The 19,642-nt window shown below is 71.8% G+C and carries 18 protein-coding genes; 9 read left to right on the top strand and 9 right to left on the bottom strand.

Features of this window, described 5'->3' with window-relative positions; translation table 11 throughout:
• The first annotated feature begins 154 nt into the window (after nucleotides 1–154).
• Nucleotides 155–721, top strand: coding sequence for a nitrobindin family protein (locus NBZ85_RS10930; RefSeq protein ID WP_438803074.1), 567 nt, complete (start codon nucleotides 155–157; stop codon nucleotides 719–721).
• A gap of 85 nt (nucleotides 722–806) precedes the next feature.
• On the opposite strand, the gene NBZ85_RS10925 is transcribed toward NBZ85_RS10930, so the two are convergent.
• Nucleotides 807–1,301: a type III secretion system chaperone family protein gene (locus NBZ85_RS10925; RefSeq protein ID WP_261561884.1), complete on the bottom strand. Its 495-nt coding sequence runs from the start codon at nucleotides 1,299–1,301 to the stop codon at nucleotides 807–809.
• A 69-nt stretch (nucleotides 1,302–1,370) separates the two neighbouring features.
• The gene (gene mshA, locus NBZ85_RS10920) at nucleotides 1,371–2,675 is read right to left on the bottom strand and encodes a D-inositol-3-phosphate glycosyltransferase (RefSeq protein ID WP_261561883.1); all 1,305 of its coding nucleotides are present in this window, start codon (nucleotides 2,673–2,675) and stop codon (nucleotides 1,371–1,373) included.
• A gap of 335 nt (nucleotides 2,676–3,010) precedes the next feature.
• On the opposite strand from mshA, the gene NBZ85_RS10915 reads away from it, so the two are divergent.
• Nucleotides 3,011–3,874 (top strand): class I SAM-dependent methyltransferase, encoded by an 864-nt coding sequence (locus NBZ85_RS10915; RefSeq protein WP_261555600.1) that lies wholly within the window; start codon nucleotides 3,011–3,013, stop codon nucleotides 3,872–3,874.
• On the opposite strand, the gene NBZ85_RS10910 is transcribed toward NBZ85_RS10915, so the two are convergent.
• Nucleotides 3,840–4,364, bottom strand: a complete 525-nt coding sequence (locus tag NBZ85_RS10910; protein ID WP_261561882.1) for an O-acetyl-ADP-ribose deacetylase — start codon at nucleotides 4,362–4,364, stop codon at nucleotides 3,840–3,842. The two genes, NBZ85_RS10915 and NBZ85_RS10910, sit on opposite strands and share 35 nt — an antisense overlap.
• Nucleotides 4,365–4,602: 238 nt before the next feature.
• Here NBZ85_RS10910 and NBZ85_RS10905 point away from each other — a divergent pair, with 238 nt between their 5' ends.
• On the top strand, nucleotides 4,603–5,103 hold the full coding sequence (locus NBZ85_RS10905) for a DUF1269 domain-containing protein (protein ID WP_261561880.1): 501 nt from the start codon (nucleotides 4,603–4,605) through the stop codon (nucleotides 5,101–5,103).
• 30 nt (nucleotides 5,104–5,133) lie between these two features.
• On the opposite strand, the gene NBZ85_RS10900 is transcribed toward NBZ85_RS10905, so the two are convergent.
• The 4 genes from NBZ85_RS10900 to NBZ85_RS10885 form a co-directional block, all read right to left on the bottom strand.
• Entirely contained in the window at nucleotides 5,134–6,090 is a 957-nt protein-coding gene (locus tag NBZ85_RS10900; RefSeq protein WP_261555603.1) for an aldo/keto reductase, read from the bottom strand.
• A gap of 118 nt (nucleotides 6,091–6,208) precedes the next feature.
• Nucleotides 6,209–6,760: a hypothetical protein gene (locus NBZ85_RS10895; RefSeq protein WP_261555604.1), complete on the bottom strand. Its 552-nt coding sequence runs from the start codon at nucleotides 6,758–6,760 to the stop codon at nucleotides 6,209–6,211.
• Nucleotides 6,761–6,975: 215 nt separating this feature from the next.
• Nucleotides 6,976–7,845, bottom strand: coding sequence for a helix-turn-helix domain-containing protein (locus tag NBZ85_RS32645; RefSeq protein WP_308205171.1), 870 nt, complete (start codon nucleotides 7,843–7,845; stop codon nucleotides 6,976–6,978).
• Between the two features lie 301 nt (nucleotides 7,846–8,146).
• Entirely contained in the window at nucleotides 8,147–9,361 is a 1,215-nt protein-coding gene (locus NBZ85_RS10885; protein ID WP_261555605.1) for a DUF349 domain-containing protein, read from the bottom strand.
• A 298-nt stretch (nucleotides 9,362–9,659) separates the two neighbouring features.
• On the opposite strand from NBZ85_RS10885, the gene NBZ85_RS10880 reads away from it, so the two are divergent.
• The 5 genes from NBZ85_RS10880 to NBZ85_RS10860 all read left to right on the top strand — a co-directional run bounded on the left by NBZ85_RS10880 (nucleotide 9,660) and on the right by NBZ85_RS10860 (nucleotide 16,346).
• The gene (locus NBZ85_RS10880; RefSeq protein WP_261555606.1) at nucleotides 9,660–10,562 is read left to right on the top strand and encodes a carbohydrate ABC transporter permease; all 903 of its coding nucleotides are present in this window, start codon (nucleotides 9,660–9,662) and stop codon (nucleotides 10,560–10,562) included.
• Entirely contained in the window at nucleotides 10,559–11,503 is a 945-nt protein-coding gene (locus NBZ85_RS10875; RefSeq protein WP_261555607.1) for a carbohydrate ABC transporter permease, read from the top strand. The genes NBZ85_RS10880 and NBZ85_RS10875 overlap by 4 nt, the downstream gene beginning before the upstream one ends.
• Before the next feature lie 12 nt (nucleotides 11,504–11,515).
• A complete protein-coding gene (locus tag NBZ85_RS10870; RefSeq protein WP_261555608.1) occupies nucleotides 11,516–12,874 on the top strand; it encodes an extracellular solute-binding protein in 1,359 nt (452 codons plus the stop codon).
• Entirely contained in the window at nucleotides 12,871–14,157 is a 1,287-nt protein-coding gene (locus NBZ85_RS10865) for an ABC transporter ATP-binding protein (RefSeq protein WP_261561879.1), read from the top strand. The genes NBZ85_RS10870 and NBZ85_RS10865 overlap by 4 nt, the downstream gene beginning before the upstream one ends.
• Nucleotides 14,158–14,996: 839 nt before the next feature.
• Entirely contained in the window at nucleotides 14,997–16,346 is a 1,350-nt protein-coding gene (locus tag NBZ85_RS10860; RefSeq protein WP_261554963.1) for an NsdA family TPR-like regulatory protein, read from the top strand.
• 16 nt (nucleotides 16,347–16,362) lie between these two features.
• Here the strand turns inward: NBZ85_RS10860 and ygfZ are convergent, their stop codons facing one another.
• A complete protein-coding gene (ygfZ, locus tag NBZ85_RS10855) occupies nucleotides 16,363–17,514 on the bottom strand; it encodes a CAF17-like 4Fe-4S cluster assembly/insertion protein YgfZ (protein WP_261561878.1) in 1,152 nt (383 codons plus the stop codon).
• A gap of 594 nt (nucleotides 17,515–18,108) precedes the next feature.
• On the opposite strand from ygfZ, the gene NBZ85_RS10850 reads away from it, so the two are divergent.
• Nucleotides 18,109–18,843: a phosphoglyceromutase gene (locus tag NBZ85_RS10850; RefSeq protein WP_261554959.1), complete on the top strand. Its 735-nt coding sequence runs from the start codon at nucleotides 18,109–18,111 to the stop codon at nucleotides 18,841–18,843.
• Between the two features lie 81 nt (nucleotides 18,844–18,924).
• Here the strand turns inward: NBZ85_RS10850 and phoU are convergent, their stop codons facing one another.
• Nucleotides 18,925–19,572, bottom strand: a complete 648-nt coding sequence (phoU, locus tag NBZ85_RS10845; protein ID WP_261554958.1) for a phosphate signaling complex protein PhoU — start codon at nucleotides 19,570–19,572, stop codon at nucleotides 18,925–18,927.
• Nucleotides 19,573–19,642: the final 70 nt, after the last annotated feature.

The following is a 19,642-nucleotide window of genomic DNA, read 5'->3' as shown; positions in this document are numbered from 1 at the left end:
GACTAGTCGTCGGCAGCGTCAGATGAGTATAAGAGACAGGGACTAGGCTGCGGAGCGTGCTGCACTACTTCTTCACCGGGCTACTGGTGGCGATGTCCGTCCTGATCGCCTGGTTCTCCGGCTACGTGGTCTACAAGCTGTACGAGGGGCAGCGCTGAGCGCCCGGGGCCGGTCGGCCGCCGGCGGGCAGCCGCGGACGGCCACGACCGGTACCGCCGATCTGCACGCCAGCCTGCTGCCACTGGCCTTCCTCGTCGGCACCTGGCGCGGCGAGGGCGTGGGCGGCTATGAGGGCCTCGAGGGCTTTCACTACGGCCAGGAGATCACTTTTGCCGCCGACGGCCGTCCGGCCCTGGGCTACGTCTCCCACACATGGTGGGCGGACGAGCCGCGCGACGGCCGGGAGTCGGGCAGCCCGCTGGCCACCGAAACCGGCTTCTGGCGTGTCCAGTCCGGTGAGGACGGCAAGAAGACCGTCGAGGTGACGCTGGCGCACCCGTTCGGCATCGCGGAGATCTACGTCGGCGCGGTGGCGGGAACCCGCATCGATCTGGACCACAATGTGCTGATCCGCACGGCGACCGCCCGCGACGTCACCCGCTCGGTGCGGCTTTACGGGCTGGTCGAGGGCGGGGACCTGGCTTACGCGATCGACATGGAAGCCGAGGGCAAGCCGTTGCAGTCGCACCTGTCGGCGCGCCTGCACCGCGTCACCGACTGACCGGCACCGACGACCGACCGGGTACCGACCGACCGGTATCGGCCAGCTGGTGTCGGCCGGCTGGTACCGGTCAGCGTGGTACCGGTCAGCCGGGCTTCGCGGCGGTGCCGGCGTCGGCGGCGAGCTTGGCCCGCCACGCCTTCTCCCGCTCGATCGCCGAGGCGAATCCGAGGCCGATCGCCGGGTCGAAGTTGTCGTCGGCGTAGGTGCCGACGCAGCCGAGGATCCGGTCGATCTCCTCGGCGGTGATCGCGAGCAGCGGGATCTGCCCGGTCAGGAAGATGTCGCCGACCCGGTCGACGGAGAAGTGCACGCCGTAGGTCTTTGCGTTGCGGCTGAGCAGGAAGGCGTAGGTGCCTGCCGCGTTCTCCGCGGGGGCCCGCATGAAGAACGCCTCGACCAGCAGGGTGTGGTCCTGCACAACGAGCCAGGTCATCGTGCGTAGCTTGTGCTCCCCCTCCAGGGTGACGAGGAACGAGCCCGCGTCGATGCGCTCGTAGGCGAGGTCGAGGTCGGTCAGGGCGTCGGTGATCAGGATGTCGAGCCGCGCGCGTTCCGCCGTGTCGATGGGTGCCGTCATGACCCGTGACCTCCCCGCTTGCAGCTGTGACGATGCCGGATCCGGTGGCGATCCTCCCACCCGGTCCGGTCAGACGGCGACGGCGGCGGGGCTCAGCGCGTGCCGATAGCTGCGCAGCACTCCGCGGGCGGTGGCCGACCAGCCGAAGCCGGCCGCCCGGCCGACCGCGCCGGCGGACAGGCGGCTCCGCCAGTGCGGCTGGCGCAGCAGCCGGTCCAGTGTGTCCGCGTAGCGGGCCGGGTCGCGGCCCGCTACGAGCAGGCCGGAGACCCCGTCGGCGACGGCGGTGCGCAGGCCGCCGACCGCGGCGGCGACCACCGGCGTGCCGCAGGCCTGGGCCTCGAGCGCGACGAGGCCGAAGCTCTCGCTGTGGCTGGGAACCACGACGGCGGTGGCTGCCCGGTACCAGTGGGCCAGCTCATGCTGCGGCGCCGGCGGCTGGAACCGAACGAGGTCGGAGATTCCCAGGTCCGCGGCGAGCTTCACCAGGGCATCCGGCTGTTCCAGTCCCGAGCCGCTGGGCCCGCCGACGACGGCGACGGTCAGCTTCGAGCGGCGGGTCGGATCGCGGCGCAGCAGCTCGGCGGCGGCATGCAGCAACAGGTCCGGCGCCTTGAGCGGCTGGATCCGCCCGACGAACAGCAGCAGGTCACCGTCCGGGTCGAGGCCGAGGCGTGCCCGGGACTGCGCCGTGTCACCCGGCCGGAAGATCTCCAGGTCGACGCCCGGTGCTACGACGTCGACCTGGTCGGGGGCGGCGCCGTAGAGGTCGATGAGGTGGCCGCGCTCGTCTTCGGTGGAGGCGATCAGCCGGGTGGAGCCGGCGATGACCTCCTGCTCGCCCAGCAGCCGGCCGGGCGGCTCGGGGCGATCCCCGACGGCCAGGGCGCCATTCTTGATCTTGGCCAGGGTGTGGGAGGTGTGCACGAACGGCACGCCCCACCGCCGGGCGACCGCGAGGGCGACCTGGCCGGACAGCCAGTAGTGCGAATGGATGACGTCGAAGTAGCCCGGCTCGTGCCCAGCCTCGGCGCGCAGCACGTCCGCGGTGAACGTGCACAGCCAGGCCGGCAGGTCCTCGCGGTGGATCTCCTCGAACGGCCCGGCGTCGACGTGGCGCACCGTGACGCCCGGGGCAAGCTCGGCCGAGGTCGGCAGCTTGCTGCTCACCGCCCGGGTGAACACCTCGACCTCGACGCCGAGCGTCGCGAGCTGTCGCGAGAGCTCCACCACGTAGACATTCAGCCCGCCGGCGTCACCGGTGCCCGGCTGCTCCATCGGCGAGGTGTGCATCGACAGCATCGCCACGCGCCGGGGCCGCGCGCCCCGGTCCAGCTCGGAGCGGGCCGCGGCACTGCTCCTGATCAACCGCACCGGCGCACCTCCGCATCCATCCGTCTGGGCCGCCTGCCCGGCACGACCCACCCCGCACAAGACCGACACGACATCCACCGTTCTACCCGCCCCGTTGTCCGGTCAACTGGTCGCCCCCCGCCCCGGCTGCGGCGGCACACCGCAGAAGTTGCTGTTAATGCTGGTCAGAGGGGTGCGTACGGTGTGACCGTCGAGCCGGCGGTCACAAAGCTGTAAGGAAACAGACGCGGCCGCGCCCGCAAGCCCGCCCGACCGGGCGGTTGACCGCCCGGTCGGGTTTGTCGCCGCGGGGCGTGGGGCCTCAACCGGAAAGGCCGATCTGCGAGGCTGGCCGGGTGCCGAATCCCAGCCGCGCCCCGCGTCTCGCGGCCGGCCGGGCCCGCGCCCTCGGAGCACCCACCCGAGGTACCACGGCGCCGAACCGGCTGCGGCGGGTCGACCGCTGGCTGCTCGACGCCGCCGGCCCCCTGCTGCGGGGCAGCGCGAACCCCCTCGTCGTCGATCTCGGCTTCGGCGCGTCGCCGGTCACCACCGTCGAGCTTCACCAGCGGCTGCGGGCCGCCTGCCCGCAGGCGCGTGTCGTCGGCCTCGAGCTTGACCCGAAGCGGGTGGCCGCCGCGGCCGGCGCCGCCCGGCCGCCCGGCCTGACCTTCGCCCGCGGCGGGTTCGAGCTGCCACCCGCGACCGAACGCCCCGTGCTGGTCCGCGCCCTGAACGTGCTACGCCAGTACCCCGAACCGGCCGTCGCCGGCGCCTGGGCGACGATGACGGCGCGGTTGGCACCCGGCGGCCTGCTCGTCGAGGGCACCTGCGACGAAATCGGCCGGCGGGCCTGCTGGTTCTGCCTGCCGGCCCCCGGGGAGGCGCCCGGCTGGCTCGCCGCCGGTCGGGTCGGTGCCCGGCCGACCCTGACCCTCTCGGCCCACCTGCCGAGTCTCACCCGCCCGTCCGAGCTTGCCGAGCGACTACCCAAGGCACTGATCGAACACAACGTGCCCGGCCATGACGTCCACCGCCTGCTCACGGCGTTCGATCGGGCCTGGGAACGGGCCGCGCCACGGGCGGTGTTCTCACCGCGGCAGCGCTGGATCGCCGCGGTGGGCGAGCTGCGGGCGCAGGGCTGGCCGGTGCGCGGTGGCCCCCGGCGCTGGCGGCTGGGCGAGCTCACCGTCGAGTGGCCGTTGCCAGCGCCGCGCTGAACGCGCGGTACGCCGGATCGTCGAACAGCACGAAGCGTGCCTGTGCGACCCGGGTGTCCGCTGCGAGGACGGCGGTCACCGCCTGGTGCGCGGCATCGTCCAACGGCCAGCCGTACACCCCGGCGCTGACGGCGGGGAAGGCGACGCTGCTCGCCCCGAGCTCGTCGGCGACCTGCAGCGCCCGGGTGTAGGCCGAGCGCAGCAGCGCGGAGCGGTCCTCGGCCGGGTCGTACACCGGACCGACGACGTGGATGACGTGCCGGGCGGCGAGCCGACCGGCCGTCGTCGCCACTGCCTCACCGGTCGGTAGCCCTCGCGGGAGGGAGGTCGCGCGCAGGTGCTCGCAGGCGGCGCGGATCTCCGGGCCGCCGGCGGCGTGGATAGCGCCGTCGACCCCCCCACCACCGAGCAGCCCGCTGTTGGCGGCGTTGACGATGGCGTCGGCATCGACGAGCGTGATGTCGCCCTGTTGCAGGGTCACATGCACCATGCCACCGAGTCTCCCCGACGGTGGGATGGGAACGCCATGGGAGCATCGCCGGATCCGCCCGGCAACGGATCGGCTGGGGCCGCACGGAGTGGCGCGTTTGCGGGTTGCCGGAGACTGCGATCCGATGGGAGATGCCCGGCTCCGGACCAGGACCGGGTGCGGGGCAGTGACCGGGTTCGGGGCAGGAACCGGGTTCGGGGCAGCAGAGGAAGCCGAAAGGCTGGAAGGGACGGTGGAGATGGCCGAGCAGCTCGTGGTTCTCGGGTTCGACAGCCTGGAGCAGGCACGGCAGGCCTGGTCCCTCGGCCGCCGACTACGCCGAGAGAAGCGGCTTGACCTGGCCGATGGCACGCTGGTCTGGCGGGATGCAAGCGGCCGGGTCACGATCCGCCGGGTGGCCAGTCCGGCCCGCACCGCCGCTCTCGGCGGGGCGCTGTGCGGCGGGGTGATCGGAATGGTGTTCCTCGCCCCGTTCGTCGGCCTCGGCATGGGAGCGGGTGCCGGGGCGCTCGCCAGCCGGATCAGCGGACCGGGCGTGGACGACGATCTGGTCAGGCGCATCGCCGGGCACCTGCAACCGGGACGGGCCGCGATCTTCGCCGTGGTGCGCCGCTCGGCGGCCGACGACGTCACCGCCGCGCTGAGCCGCCATCATCCGGTCGTCATCATGACGACCCTGCCCCCGGAACGGGAACGTTGGCTGGCCCGCGCCCTGGGCCGCCGGCCCGCGCCGGCCTGACAGCCGCCCTGCGGCCGCCCGGCCCGGACGTCAGGAACCGGCGGGGCGGCGCGTCGGGGCGATCTTGTCGAGCACCGCGAGGTCGTCCGGGCGAGGCTGCCACTGGCCGGCCGCGGCGTTCGCCCGCACCTGGACCGCGTTCGTCGCGCCGGCGATGATCGAGGCGACGCCGGGCTGCGCGGCCAGTCCACCGATCGCCACGTCGAGCAGGGAACGGTCCCGCTCCCGTGCGAAGGTCTCCAGCACGTCGATGCGGTCGAAGACCTCGTCGGTCAGCTCGTCCTGCCGGCCGGCCAGCCGGGTTCCGGGCGCCGGTGCCTCGTCGCGCTGGTACTTGCCGGTGAGCAACCCGTTCTCGAGCGGGTAATACGGGATGACGCCGATGCCGTACTTCAGCGTTGCCGGCACCAGTTCCGCCTCGGCACCGCGTTCGAGCAGGCTGTAATGGTTCTGGGCGGAGATGAACCGGGTGGCGCCGGAGGCCCGTGCGGTCCACTCGGCGTCGGAGACCTGCCAGGCGTCGAGGTTGCAGGCGCCGATGTAGCGGACCTTGCCCTCCTTGAGGATCTCGTCGAGTGCCTCGAGCGTCTCCTCGATCGGGGTGAAGGAATCCAGCCGGTGGAGCTGGTACAGATCGATGTAGTCGGTCTGCAGCCGGCTCAGGGAGCCCTCGACGGCCTTGCGGATGTATCGCCGTGACGCCCGGGCGCTGAAGTCCTGGCCGTACATGCCACCCATGTCGTTGCCGAATTTCGTGGCAAGGACGACGTCATCGCGGCGGCCCCGCAGAACGTGCCCGAGCAGAGTCTCCGAACCGCCCTTGTTCCCGTAGGTGTCGGCGGTGTCGAAGAATGTGATCCCGGCGTCAAGCGCGGCATCGACCACCGCGCGGGTCCCGGACAGATCGACGCGTGAACCGAAATTGTTACATCCCAGACCAACGACTGACACCAGCAGTCCGGACGATCCCAGCGGGCGATAGCGCATGCACCCAATCCAACACACCGGAGTGTCGCCCGCGGACACCAGGTCCGCGGGCGACACCCGACCTGCGCACAGTCTTGGGTGTCCATAGTTCACCCGGTGCGTACCGGTTCGCCCGGTGTTACTTCTCCGGAGCGGCGTCGACCACCGCCCGCCCGACCGCCTCCGCCGCCCGACGGGTCGACGTGCGCGCCGCGCGGGTCTGGCTGACCGCGGTCCGCGTGCGATGCGCGGCCTCCTCGGTGGACGGGCTGCGCCGGATGCTCGCCACTCGGCGCTCCCCGCGCGACGCGAAGGTGTTGTAGAGCTGTGTGGCGCGGTCCTGCAGGTCCGAGATCTGAGAGGTCACGGTGGCCGGCAGCGCACGCACGGCAGTTCCTACCTGGGTGGGGACCCGGGCAGCCTGCACCGGCAGCGACCCGACTCGGTCGGAGAGCCGGCGAACCTCGCTGCTCGTCGTCGTCGGCAGGGCACGCAGCTTCGCGACGGCGAGGTCAGCGGCCCCCACCGAGGCGTAGATCGGCTTGCGGACCTCTGCCAGCGGCACCCTGATCTCGGCCTTCACCTCAGCGTCGTCGCCGTGGGTCTGGGCGGTGGCGCGGGCGCTGGGGCGGGCACCGGGCCGACCGGCCGGGCGGCTCGCAGTGCGGGACGTCGTGCGCGTGGTGGCCATCTTGTCTCCCTCGGGTCGAGGATTCGTTGTTTTCGTGTAGGTAATTCCTGAGGTTTCGGCCGGAGCTCCAGGCGTGCTCCGGTCGCGGGTGTCGGGTCAGGGTGGTGCGGTCAACAAGGTGTCGCGGCGGCGGTTCGGCCGGCCTGGTCGTGGCCGGGCCGGTTGTTACGGGTGCGGCGTTCATCAGCCGGCGGGGTGAACGCCCGGGTGGCAGATCAGCTGTCGGTGCCCGCGGTGGACCTGTCCGTGCCCGACCCCGGGGTGCCGTCCGACCCGGTGGCTGCTGTGCCGGCCGCGTTCGGGTCGCCGGCCGCGTTCGGGTCGCTGGTGGTGGCCGCGGTCGGCGAGGCGCCGCCGGCCGACCTGGTCCGCCCGCTCTTCGCGGGGACACCGCTGGTGGTCGTGGCCGTCCGCCTGGTGCTCCGGCGCTTCGGCGCTTCCGGGTGCGCGGCGTCGTCGTCAGGCACCGCCGCGCCCAGCGCGTCCTGCGCCGCCTCGGCAGCACCCCGCCGCCCGACAGGTCGTCGCCGGGCGGTGCCGGCGGGGCGGGCCTTCGCCGCCGTGGTCACCCTCCTGCCGCCGGCAGCAGTCGCACTGCCAGCTTCGTCGCCGACGCGTGTATCCGGACCGGCACCGCCATCCGTGCTGGTAGGACCATCCGTGCTGGTAGGGCTATCCGCGCCGGCATCCGCCTCGACGCTGCCCGGGCCCGGGCCGCCGGCCGGCGCGCCGGCGCGGGCGGCGACGGCGTTCTCCTTGCAGAACGCCTCGTAGATGTCGAGCACCACCTGCTTCTGCCGCTCGGAAAGGGATTTGTCCGCGAGCACCGCCGCCAGGACGTCCTCGCCGCCATCCCGTTCTTCCAGGATCCCGGCCTGGACATAGAGCACTTCGGCGGAGATGCGCAGCGCCTTGGCGATCTGCTGGAGGATCTCTGCGGACGGTCGGCGCAGGCCCCGTTCGATCTGGCTGAGGTAAGGGTTGCTCACACCCGCCTGCTTGGCGAGTTGACGAAGGGAGATCTGCGCGACGCGTCGCTGATCCCGGATGAAATCGCCGAGATCGCGCACATTCAGGGCCGCCACCGGGTCACACGCCTCCTTCGATGCACGGGTCGGGCGACGCCCGACCGCTGCGGGCGCCCCGCGCCCAGACCGCCGCCGACGGTGATCGACGCTCGGCCAGGAGCGGGACGAGGAGCCTGGCACAACGCAACGTCAACGCGACCGACGATACGTCCGAGTGCTAACTCTGGCAAGCGCGCGAGTTAGCACCTATGAGCTGCTCCGCCCGGAGGGCGACGTGTTTCAGCTGGTCCGGACGGACGGACCGACGGCCGCGGCCGGCCGGGTGTCGACCCCCGAGGCCAGCGCCGGCCTGGGACGGTCAGTTCTCCGCCTGGGCCAGCCACGCGCGCTGGGTGACCAACGCCGCCTCGGTCTCGGCGATCTCCTGCGAGCTCCCGGCGGCCTGGGCGCGGGCGAGCTTGGCCTCCAACTTGGCGACCGATTCCCGCAACCTGGTCACGAAGGGCGAGGCGGCGATGGAACGCTGCGCCCAGCGGGCGTCCGCGGCGTCGCGCAGCTTGTCGCCGATCGCCGCCATCTGGCGTTCGAGCGCGCCGGCCGACTCGCGGGGAACCCGGCCGATCTGGTCCCACCGGTCCTGCAGCTCGCGCAGTCGCCGCAGGGAGCGCTCGGTGTCGGCCGGGTCGAGTGCGGTCGCCTCGGCCAGCACCTGCTCCTTCTGGGCCTGGTTCTCCTGCAGCTCCGCGTCCCGCTCGGCGTTTGCGGCGTTGCGCCGGCTGAAGAAGACGTCCTGCACTTCGCGGAACCGGTTCCACAACGCGTCGTCGACGTCCTTGGCCGCGCGCCCGGCTGACTTCCAGTCGGCGAGCAGAGTTCGGTAGCGAACGGTTGTGCCGGCCCAGTCGGTGGAGTCGACCAGCGACTCCGCCTCGGCAATGATCGCTTCCTTCCGCTCCCGCGAATGAGTCCGCTGGGTGTCCAGGGCCGCGAAGTGCGCGGTACGCCGCCGGGTGAACTCCTCGCGAGCGCCGGCGATTCGCCGCCACAGCGCCGAGTCGGTGCGCTTGTCCAGGGAGCCGACGGCCCGGAACTCCTCGGCGAGGGTCCGGAACCGCTCGCCGGCGGTCTTCCACTCGGAGCTGCGGCCGAGCCGCTCGGCCTCGGCGACCAGCTCCTCCTTGGCCGCCGCAATCCGGCTGGTCCGCTCGGCGCGCTCGGCGGCGAGCACGATGCGCCGCTCCTCGGTGCGGGTGAGGACGGCCTCCAGCCGGACCCGCAGGGCATCGAGATCACCGACGACGGCGGCCTCGGCGAGGGAGTCGAGCAGCCGGCGGGCGCTACCGGCGATCCCGGCCGGATCGACCCCGCCAAGGGTCAGCCGCCGTTCGAGTAGCACGATCTCGGCGTTCAGATCGTCGTAACGGCGCTGGAAGTGGGCCAGGCCCTCGCCGGGGCTCCCGGCCCGCCACGATCCGACGGCGCGCTCACCGCTGGCCGTACGAACGAAGACGGTGCCGTCCTCGGCGACACGCCCCCAGGCGGATACTCGGTCGGATTCGCTGCGGTCACTCATCGTGTTCCCGAAGATCGACTGACGTTTCCTGTCATTGTTGCAGGCGTCGGCCGCGGAGGGGACGGCCGCCACGTACCGAACGCCATGAATCGGTGCCAGCGCCGCCGCGGCACGCCGGGATTCGGAGGATGCGGGCCGACGGCGTCGGCTGGTGGGTCGGTCCGCCCGCCCGCTGTTGCGGGGCCCCACGGGGCGGCTGTTCGTTCGGAAGATCAGGGGAAGGCGCTGGTTGTTCATTCGGTGGCCTGACCCCGGTCTAGGCGTCCGGTCTTGGGTGGGGCCAAGATGCGTAACCGTGATGAGTGGGATGGGCGGCAGCCGGGTGGGCTGGCGAGCCGGTGCGTTGTTGTCTCCTGCGTTCGTCGGGCTCGGGGTCTTCGTCATCGGGCCCGCCCTGGTCTCGGCCCTTATCGCGGGGACCGACAAGACGCTGACCGGCCCCAGTTTCGACTGGGTGGGCACGGCGAACGCACGCACCGCCTTCTCCGACGCCGACCTCGCCGGTGCCGTGCGCAACACCCTCGTGTACTGCCTCATCACGGTCATCCCCGCGGTCGCGATCGGGCTGGCGCTGGCGCTGGCCGCGGAACGGGTGGCCCACGGCCGCGCCCTCGTCCGCTTCGCGCTGTTCCTGCCGGTCAGCGCGAACATCGTCGCCATGGCGGTGGTGTTCGCGTACATGTTCGACAGCAGCCCCGACGGGTTCGCGAACACGGTCGTGGGCCTGTTCGGGGTGGCGCCGGTCGACTGGCTCGGCGACACCTCGACCGCGCTGCCGGTGGTCGCCCTGGTCGGGGCCTGGCGGCTGACCAGCTTCGTGTTCATCGTCTACCTGGCCGGCCTGACCGCCATCCCGCGTTCCGTCTACGAGGCGGCCGACGTCGACGGGATCCGTGGGTTCGCCCGGCTGCGCCACATCACCCTGCCGCTGCTTGCGCCGACCACGATCTTCGTGGGTGTCTTCGTGACGATCCTGACGCTGCAGACCTTCGAGACGGTCGCGGTCCTCACCAAGGGCGGCCCGCTGGATTCGAGTACGACCATCATTTACTACATTTACGAGGTCGGTTTCACCGGATCGTTCCGTATCGGATACGCCTCGATGATCGCTCTGCTGTTGCTCGTCGTCATCGTGGCGCTCGGGGCTGGCGGCGCGTTGCTCGGCCGGCGGCTACGGCGAGCCCGGGAGGCCGCCGCGTGAGCGCCGGCACCAGCAGCAACGCCGCGGCCGATCCATCCGCCCCGGCCGGCCACCGCGGCCCGCCCACCTCCACGCCCACCTCCACGCCGACCGCGGCGCGCCCGCGGCGCCGGCTGCCCGGCATCGGGACCCTCGCGCGCCTCGCCCTGCTCACCGTCGGCATCGTGGCCGCGGTCCTGCCGTTCGTCTGGATGCTGCGGACCGCGATCGGACCGTCGCAGACCGCCCTCGCGCTGGACTCCAACCCCATCCCGTCGCGGGTGCAGTTCGACTCGTTCGACCACGCCTGGCACGCCGGCGACCTCGGACCCGCGCTGCTCACCGGGGTCGGGGTCAGCCTCGCGATCCTCGCGCTCCAGCTCGCCACAGCCGTCCCGGCCGCCTACGCGTTCGCCTGCCTGCGTTTTCGCGGGCGCACCGCCATGTTCGCCGTGGTGCTGGCCACGCTGCTGGTGCCCGCCCAGGTCACCGCCGTGCCGAACTACGTGACGATCTCCGCACTGGGCTTCGCCGACACCCGCGTTGGCCTGGTGCTTCCGTTCATGACCCACGCCGGCATGATTTTCATGCTGCGCCAGTACATGAGCACGATTCCGGACGCGGTTCTCGACGCCGCACGGATGGACGGGCTGGGCACCTGGCGGACGCTACGCTCGATCATCGTGCCGCTCGCGGCGCCGGCGATCGCCTCGGTGTCCGTGTTCAGCTTCCTGCTCTCCTACAACGAGTACCTGTGGCCGCTGCTGGTCGCCCGATCGCCCGGCATCGCCACCCCACCGCTCGCGCTTGCCCGGCTGATGACGGACTCCTCGTCGGTCATCCCCGATTTCACCGAACTCGCCGCCGCGGCACTGATCATCAGTCTGCCGTCGCTGGCCGTCTTCGTTGTCGCCCAACGCCGCCTCGCCGCCGGGATCACCGGCACGGGCGCCGGTGCCTGAGAGGGAGAACGCGTGATCCGCATCCGCCGCCTGCTGCCGCTGGCCGTGACGGTCACCATGCTCACGTTGACGGCGTGCGGCGGAGGCGGTGACTCCGGCCCGGCGAACCCGGCCGAGAGCCTGCGCCCCACCGCGCGTTCCGCCGCCGCGGGCGTCGACAACGTGGCCGGCGCCGCCGCGTCCCCCGAATGCGCCGCCAAGGTGAAGACGCTGCGGATGGCGGCCGTCGGCACCCTCAACGACGTGGCCAAATCGGGCAAGGCGTACATGGAGAAGGCCCATCCCGGTCTCACCGTCGACCTGAACACCAGCGCCCCCGACTACACCACGCTCGTCCAGCAGATCAGCGCCGACCGGTCGGCGGGCCGTTCCGTCGACGTCGCGGTCGCCGGTTTCGACCTGCTGCCGGTCTTCGCCCGCGAACTCGGCGCCCAGGAGCTCTCCCCGCGCCTGCTGCGCGCCTCCTACGACCAGCGCCTGCTCGGCCTGGGCGCCGTCGGCGGGAAGCAGATCGGGATCCCGCAGCAGGTCTCCTCGCTCGCCCTGGTCTACAACCTCGACGTCCTGACCAAGGCCGGCGTCGACCCCGCCACCCTCACCACCACCGCCGGTGTGATCGCCGCCGCGGACAAGATCAAGGCGTCCGGCCAGAACGTCCAGCCGATCGACCTGCCGACCGGCCAGCAGTTCGGGCAGTGGATCCTCAACACACTGGCCAGTTCCAAGGGCACCCCGATCCAGGACGCGGCCGGCCGGCCGGCGCTGACCACCCCGGCGGCGCTCGAGGCCGCGGCGTTCCTGGCGAAGGCCGGCACCTACGGCCCGCAGTCCGCCGACCCGACCCAGCAGGGGCTGCTGCGCTTCGGCATCCGCAAGCAGACCGCGATGACGGTCGTGACGGTCGCCTCGCTCGCCGGCGGCCTGAAGTTCATCGCCGGACAGGGGGCGAACGGCTTCCGGGCCGGCGCGATCCCGTTCCCGACCCTGCCCGGCGGCACCCAGCACCCGATCGCCGGCGGGAACGCGCTGACCGTCCTGGCCGCCGACCGGTGCCAGCGGGAGATGGCGACCGAGCTGGTCGTCTCCCTGCTGTCCCCGGATGTCGTCGTGGCCAGCACCGAGGCGCTCAGCTACATCCCGGTGGACACCCAGGCCGTCAGCCAGCTCGGCTCGTTCTACGACACCTACCCGCAGCTCAAGCCGTTCCTCGCGCTCACCGGCTCGCTGGTCAAGGCGCCGGTGTGGGGCGGGGCCCGCGGCGGTGAGCTGCCGAGTGCACTGTCCGACCAGGTGGTGCGCATCGTCAAGGGCGAGGACCCGGCGAAGACGCTGGCCGCTGCGCAGGCCGAAGCCGTGGAGCTGACCCGTTGAGCGTCCCGGTGCAGGACCGGCCCGTTCCCCGGCTCGAGACGGTCACCGGCGTACCGATCGAGTTCGACCGGATCAGCCGATCGTTCGGCTCCGTGCACGCGCTGCGCGAGGTCTCGCTCACCGTCGCCCCCGGGGAGATCGTCGCGCTGCTCGGGCCGTCCGGCTCGGGAAAGTCGACGCTGCTGCGGATCTGCGCCGGGCTGGCCGAGCCGACCACCGGCGACCTGCGCTTCGACGGAGTCAGCCAGCTCGGCGTCCCGCCGCATCGCCGGGACGTCTCCATGGTGTTCCAGCATTTCGCCCTTTACCCGCACAAATCCGCGTTGGACAACCTGACGCTCGCCCTGCGCCACGGCCGGGGCCTGCCGAAGTCGGCCGCCGTGGCCAGGGCGCGGGAAACACTCGCCATGCTCGGCATCGCCGAACTCGCCGGCCGCCGGCCTGCACAGATGTCCGGCGGCCAGCGGCAGCGGGTCGCGATCGGCCGGGCACTGGCCACCCGCGCGCGCGTCGTCCTCCTCGACGAGCCCATGTCCGGCCTCGACGCCCAACTCCGGGTCGAACTGCGGGTCGAGATCGTCGGCCTGCTGCGCAGCCTCGGTACCACCGCGCTGTTCGTCACCCACGACCAGGCCGAGGCCATGGCGGTGGGAGATCGCATCGCCGTCCTCGGCGAGGGCCGGCTGCAGCAGATCGGCACCCCGGACGAGATCTATGATCGGCCCGCCACCCGCTTCGTCGCCGCCTTCGTCGGCAGCCCACCGATGAACGTCTGGGACGGCCACTGGCACGACGGCCGGCTTCGGGCCGAGGGCTTCGACCTGCCCGCACCCGCGGGCGCGGCCGCCTTCGGTGTCCGGCCCGAACACCTCACCCTGGACGCCGGCACCCGTCACCTCACCGCCCGGGAAGCCACCGCACGGGAAGCCACCGCACGGGACGTCGACGTGCCTGGGCAGCCCGGCCGCCCCGCGCCGCCGGGGGAGGCGAGCTCGCCGGCTGGTGGCGCTGTCGTGATCCGTCCCGCCGCCGCCGCCGGCCGGCCGGCTCTCGGCCCCGGCCCCGGCTTTGGCTCCGGCGAACTGAGGCTTGCCGGCGAGGTCCTCGTCTCCGAGCGGCTCGGGGCCGAGCGGACCGTCCATGTCCGCACCGGCGCCGGCGTGCTCGCCGTCCGCGTGGACGCCGGCATTCACCTGACCCCCGGCGACCCCGTGGTGCTCCGTGCTCCTACGTCTGCGCTCACCTTCTTCGGGCCGGGCGGGGACCGCCTCGACCTCCCCTGACCGGTCAGCCCCTGCCTGGGCTGGGCAGCCGCTCATCTGTTCGCTGCCGGTGAGGGCTGGGTGGGATCGTTACTTCTGGTAGTCGGTGAGGGTGGGTGGGGAGGCGGAGTGGCGGTCGGGTGCAGGGGAGCAGCGCCGGTTGGCTTCTGTAGGGACAAATCGGATGCTGAACCCTATAGAAGAACCAGATAGGCGCTCTCCCATGCATCCGTAGCCTCGCCCACTTCGCTGCGCGTCACGGCAAGTGACAAGAAGGCGGGAACCGTGAGGGGCTGGCTGGAAACCGTAGCCAACCCTCGGCGCGATCGCCGTTCGCCGCCGAGATCCTGGCTGCCCGCGCTTTAACGGGAGCGACAGGTAGCGCAACCCCGAATCGCCGTAACCGGTTAATCAGAATGCGATTAATTCTGATTCTAGCTGCGAGCGGCGGCGATTTGGAAGATGGGTGACGGCGGGCGCTTGTATGTGATTTGCTGTCTGTCAAACACTCGTCGCGCAGACGGTGTCCAACCGGGCCCCACCCCTCGGATGGTTCGTATGGTATTTATCGGGATAGGCGCATATGACCGAGATGCGCCACCTGCGGTGTCCGTACCTGTATCGGCCGGTCAATGCCCAGGTCATGGCCGCGGGATCGCGTCGTTCGAGAAATGGACATTACGTCCGGATACCCGGGCAGTTCTGTCCACACCCGTGCAATCAAGGCCGCCAGTGGTCCGGACGTGACCTCTGTGCACGCATCGCACCGGGGTCATCACTATGGACACCAAGATGTCGCGACATAGCGTCAGTGGGCGCTCACAGAATTTCCCAGGAGTTCCGACTCGAGGAGATCGTCGATGCTGACGGACAACGCGCACGCCTGCACTCATCCGCTTGCATTCGTCCGCTTGCAGCGTGGTTGGTCCTACCAGCGACTGGCCCGCGTGGTGGCCCGTCGCGCCCGTGATCTCGGGGTGGCGAACATGGCTGCCGAGCGGCAGAAAGTCTGGCGGTGGGAGCACCGCGGCGTCGTCCCGGACCGGGTCTCCCAGCTCGCGCTCGCGGCTGAACTCGGCGTGCCGAACGACCGGCTGGAGTCACATCCGTGGCCGGCGTGGCTGCCGACCGGCGACGCTGTGCGCACCGAGTACCCGTGGACGCCGACCGGCAGCATCACGTCGATCATGGACGTTGTCGAGGACGCCCTGTCCGACCGGCGCGGCTTCCTGACGATCACCGGGGTCGGCGTCGCGGAGCTCGCGACGCAGTGGCTCGGCCTGGAGCCCAGCCGGCTGTCCGCCGCGCTGAACGGCGGACGGGTCGACGACCAGATCGTCAATCGAATCGAACACAACATCCCCGGCCTGCGGGTGATGGACGAGCGCCTCGGTGGCGAGAGCGTCCGGCGCCTGGTCGACGCCGAGCTCGGGGTAGTGGCGGATCTACTGGTCCGCGGGTCCTACACCGAGCAGGTCGGCCGGCACCTGCACGTGGTCGCGGCCGAGCTCGCCCGGTTCGCCGGCTGGGTCTCCTTCGATGCCGGCTTCCAGACCGCCGCCCAGCGTTACTGGATCACCGCGTTGCACTCCGCGCATGCCGGCGGCGACCGGATGCTCGGCGCGAACGTGCTGAAGAACATGTCCCTGCAGTGCGTCGACTTCGCCCGTCCTCGGGAAGCGGTGGATCTGGCGGAGGCCGCCGTGAACAGCATCGGCGGCGAGTCCGGCCGGGTCGGCGCCATGCTGCACATGCGCCGCGCCCGCGCCCATGCCGCGCTCGGCGAGGCCACCGCCTGCGCGGAGGCGCTGGCCCGATCGGAGGAGGCGATGGACGCCGCCCGACCCGAGGATCCCGCCTGGGCGGACTACTTCGACGAGGGCGAGTACCAGGCCCAGATCGGCAGCTGCTACATCGATCTCGGCCACCTCGCGCAGGCCGACCGGTGGCTGGAGCGGTCCCTGGGGATCCTGCCGACCTCGCGAACCCGGGACCGGGCGACCTACCTGCTGCGCCGGGCCGCCGTCCAGATCGACCTGGGCAACGTCGAGCAGGGCTGCTCGCTGACCCGGGAGGCGATACCGATGCTGGAGGCGACCCGCTCCAAGCGGAACGCCCGCCGGGCCGACGAGCTGCGACGCCGGTTGCGTCGGCACGGCACCGACCCGGAGGCACGCGACCTCGACCAGGCCCTCTCCCGCACCGCCTGAGGGGACATCGGCAGCGTCAGGGGGACCGCAGCAGCCGGCCCGCCGGGCGCTTCGGTGCGGCCGTCGCCTCGTCGGCGTCCGGGTCGATCGCGGCGGCGACCTGGGCGCCGTCGAGGTCGGTGGCGACGAGGGCGGTGCCCACCGGCACCGAACGCTTCACGATCGCCAGGGCGATGGGGCCCAGCTCCTCGTGCATCTCGGAGGTGCCGACGAAGCCGACCTCGCGTCCGTCGGCCGTCACCGCCGAACCCGGGGCGGCCACCGCGCCGTCGAGGTGAAGCAGGACGAGCCGGCGCGGCGGGCGGCCCAGATTATGCACTCGGGCCACCGTCTCCTGGCCGCGGTAGCACCCCTTGTCCAGGTGCACGGCGCCGGCGAGCCAGCCCACCTCGTGCGGAATCGTGCGATGGTCGGTCTCCCGGCCCAGCCGCGGCCGGCGGGCGGCGATCCGCGCGGCGTCGAACGCGGACAGCCCGGCGGGCACCGCGCCGGCGGTGAGCAGCCGCTGCGCCGCTGCCGAGAGGGTCGCCCGGTCGACGAGCAGATCCACGCCGTACGTCATCCGGCGCACCAGGATGCCGTCCGTGGTTCTGGCCACCGGGTAGGGGCCGGTGACCGGGGCACCGGTCGACTCGGCGGTGAGCGGTTCGGGCAGGTTCAGATCGGCATCGCCGAGGGCTGCGATGACGGTGGGTACCGCGGCCGGCCCGAGCACGCTGAGCACGGCTGTGCCCGTGCTGACGTCCGTCGGCTCGACCCGGAGCATGAAGCGCATCGACTCCAGGTAGCGCAGCAGCCCGGCGGCGGTGCCGGGTTCGACGTCCACCCAGGTGGCTGTGCCGTCGTCGGCGAGGACGAGATGGTGCTCGACGTGGCCCTGTGGGGACAGCACCAGCGCCTCGCTGCCGCGCATCGCGCCCAGCCCGGACAGGTGCTGGGAGGTGATGCTGTGCAGCCAGGAGAGCCGGTCCGGGCCGCCGATGCGCACCACCTCGCGGTGCGACCGGTCGACTAGGGCGGCGCCGTCGCGCAGCGCGCGCTGTTCCCGCAACGGGTCGCCGTAGTGGGCGGCGACCGCCGCGTCGTCGCCGGCCGCCGGCACCGCGCCGGGCAGGTCGAGCAGCGGGGATCGGGTGGTTTCGGTGCTCGGGGTCGGCCCAGCGCTCATGGCGTCGAGTCTAGGTCGCCGCGCGGGCCCCACGCCGCCGTCCGCGGCCCGGCCGGGCAGACGTGATCATTCGATGCGGGGTCGACCAGGTTATTCCGACGACCGCTATCGCGGGTGTCTCAGCGGGCGGTGGCTTGCCGTGTTCCCGTCAGGAGTGTTGCAAGCGTCCCATCGACGCGCCCGGAAAAGGCGTTGCGAGGTGGCCCCCTGGCCGCGTAGCGTCTGCGGTACACGAGAAGGGAGGTGGTCCACACTTTGTATGCTCATAGGACTCGTGAGGTGACTGTCCGCTAGCCGGTCTCGTGGTCCTCACCTCTAGCCGGGTGGCCCCACGGGCACCGGCACCGGCGAGTACCAGGCAGATCACCCGACCCCCGGGCGCCGTCGACAAGTCCCGACGGACCGCCACCGCTTCTGCGGCGGCGGAGCGCCCGGGGGTCGCTTCATTTTCCGGATCGGACGATCTTTGCTGGCCCGTTCGGTGGGGCGTCGGCGTCGCCCGATCCCGGCCGCGACCGGCGGCGATCCGGCCGGCCGGCGGCAGGAACCGGCAATGCTGGCCGAGGGCCCGGGCGAGCAGGCAGGATCTCGGATATGCCGACCCTCGTTCTGCTCCGCCACGGTGAGAGCAACTGGAACCGCGAGAACCTGTTCACCGGCTGGGTGGATGTCGACCTGTCCGAGAAGGGCCTGAAGGAGGCCACCCGCGGCGGGGAACTGCTGCTCGAGGCCGGTGTTCTCCCGGACGTGGTGCACACGTCCCTGATGACCCGGGCGATCCGCACCGCCTGGCTGGCGCTGGACGCCGCCGGGCGGACCTGGGTACCGGTCCGCCGGAGCTGGCGCCTGAACGAACGGCACTACGGCGGCCTGCAGGGCCTGAACAAGGCCGAGACGCTGGAGAAGTTCGGCGAGGAGCAGTTTCAGCTCTGGCGCCGCTCGTATGACACGCCGCCGCCGGAGATCGGCCCGGAGCAGGTCAGCGGGGTGGACGAGCGCTACGCCGACCTCGCCCCCGACCTCATCCCGCGCACCGAATGCCTCGCCGACGTCGTCGCCCGGATGCTGCCCTACTGGTACGACGAGATCGTGCCCGACCTGCGGGCCGGCCGCACGGTACTGGTCGCCGCGCACGGCAACTCGCTGCGGGCCCTGGTCAAGCATCTCGACCACATCAGCGACACCGACATCGCCGGGCTCAACATCCCGACCGGCATCCCGCTGCGCTACGAACTCGACGACAACCTGGGCGTGCTGAGCTCGGGGTACCTCGACCCGGATGCCGCCGCGAGCGCGGCGGCCGCTGTCGCCGCGCAGGGCAAGAAGTAACGATGGTCAGCCTCCAGGCCCGCGGCACGCGCGCGGGCCTGGCTCGTCGTCCCGGCGGAGCTGCCGGCCGGTGCGCATCGGTCAGGACGTGGTGATCTCCCCGGTGACCAGGTAGATGACCCGGCGGGCCACGGAGACCGCGTGGTCGGCGTACCGCTCGTAGTAGCGCCCGCAGAGGGTGATGTCGATCGCGGCCTCCATGCCGTGCCGCCAGGGCTTCTCGATCAGCACGTGGAACAGGGTGCGGTGCAGCCCGTCCATCGCGTCGTCGTCCGCCTCGAGCTGCTTGGCGAGGTCGGTGTCGCGGCTGGCGATCACCGAGCCGGCCTTCGCGACGATGCGCTGCGCGACCTGGCCCATCTCCAGCAGGGTGCCCCGCAGCTCCGGCGGGACCGCCCGCCCGGGGTACCGGCGGCGCGCCACCTTGGCCACGTGCAGCGCCAGGTCGCCCATCCGTTCCAGGTCGGCGACGATCCGCAGGGTGGTGACCATCATCCGCAGGTCGGTGGCGACGGGTGCCTGGCGCGCCATGACGTCGAATGCGCGCTCCTCGATCTCGTTGCGCAGCAGATCTACCGTCTCGTCCCCGCTGATGACGTTCTCGGCGAGCTGGAGGTCGGCGTCGAGCAGAGCTGTCGTCGCCCGGGCCATGGCCGAGGCGACCAGGTTGGTCATCTCGATCAGGGACTGGTTGATGCTTTCGAGTTCGTCGGTGAAGGCGTCCCGCACGGACGGCTCCTTCTCTTCGCTGGTGGGCCGAGTGACGGCGGTGGGGTCGGAACCGGCTGTGGGGTGGGGC

The organism is Frankia tisae, assembly GCF_025403405.1.
In the GTDB taxonomy this organism is placed as follows: Bacteria; Actinomycetota; Actinomycetes; order Frankiales; family Frankiaceae; genus Frankia; species Frankia tisai.
This window is presented reverse-complemented; position numbering and strand designations above follow the sequence as displayed.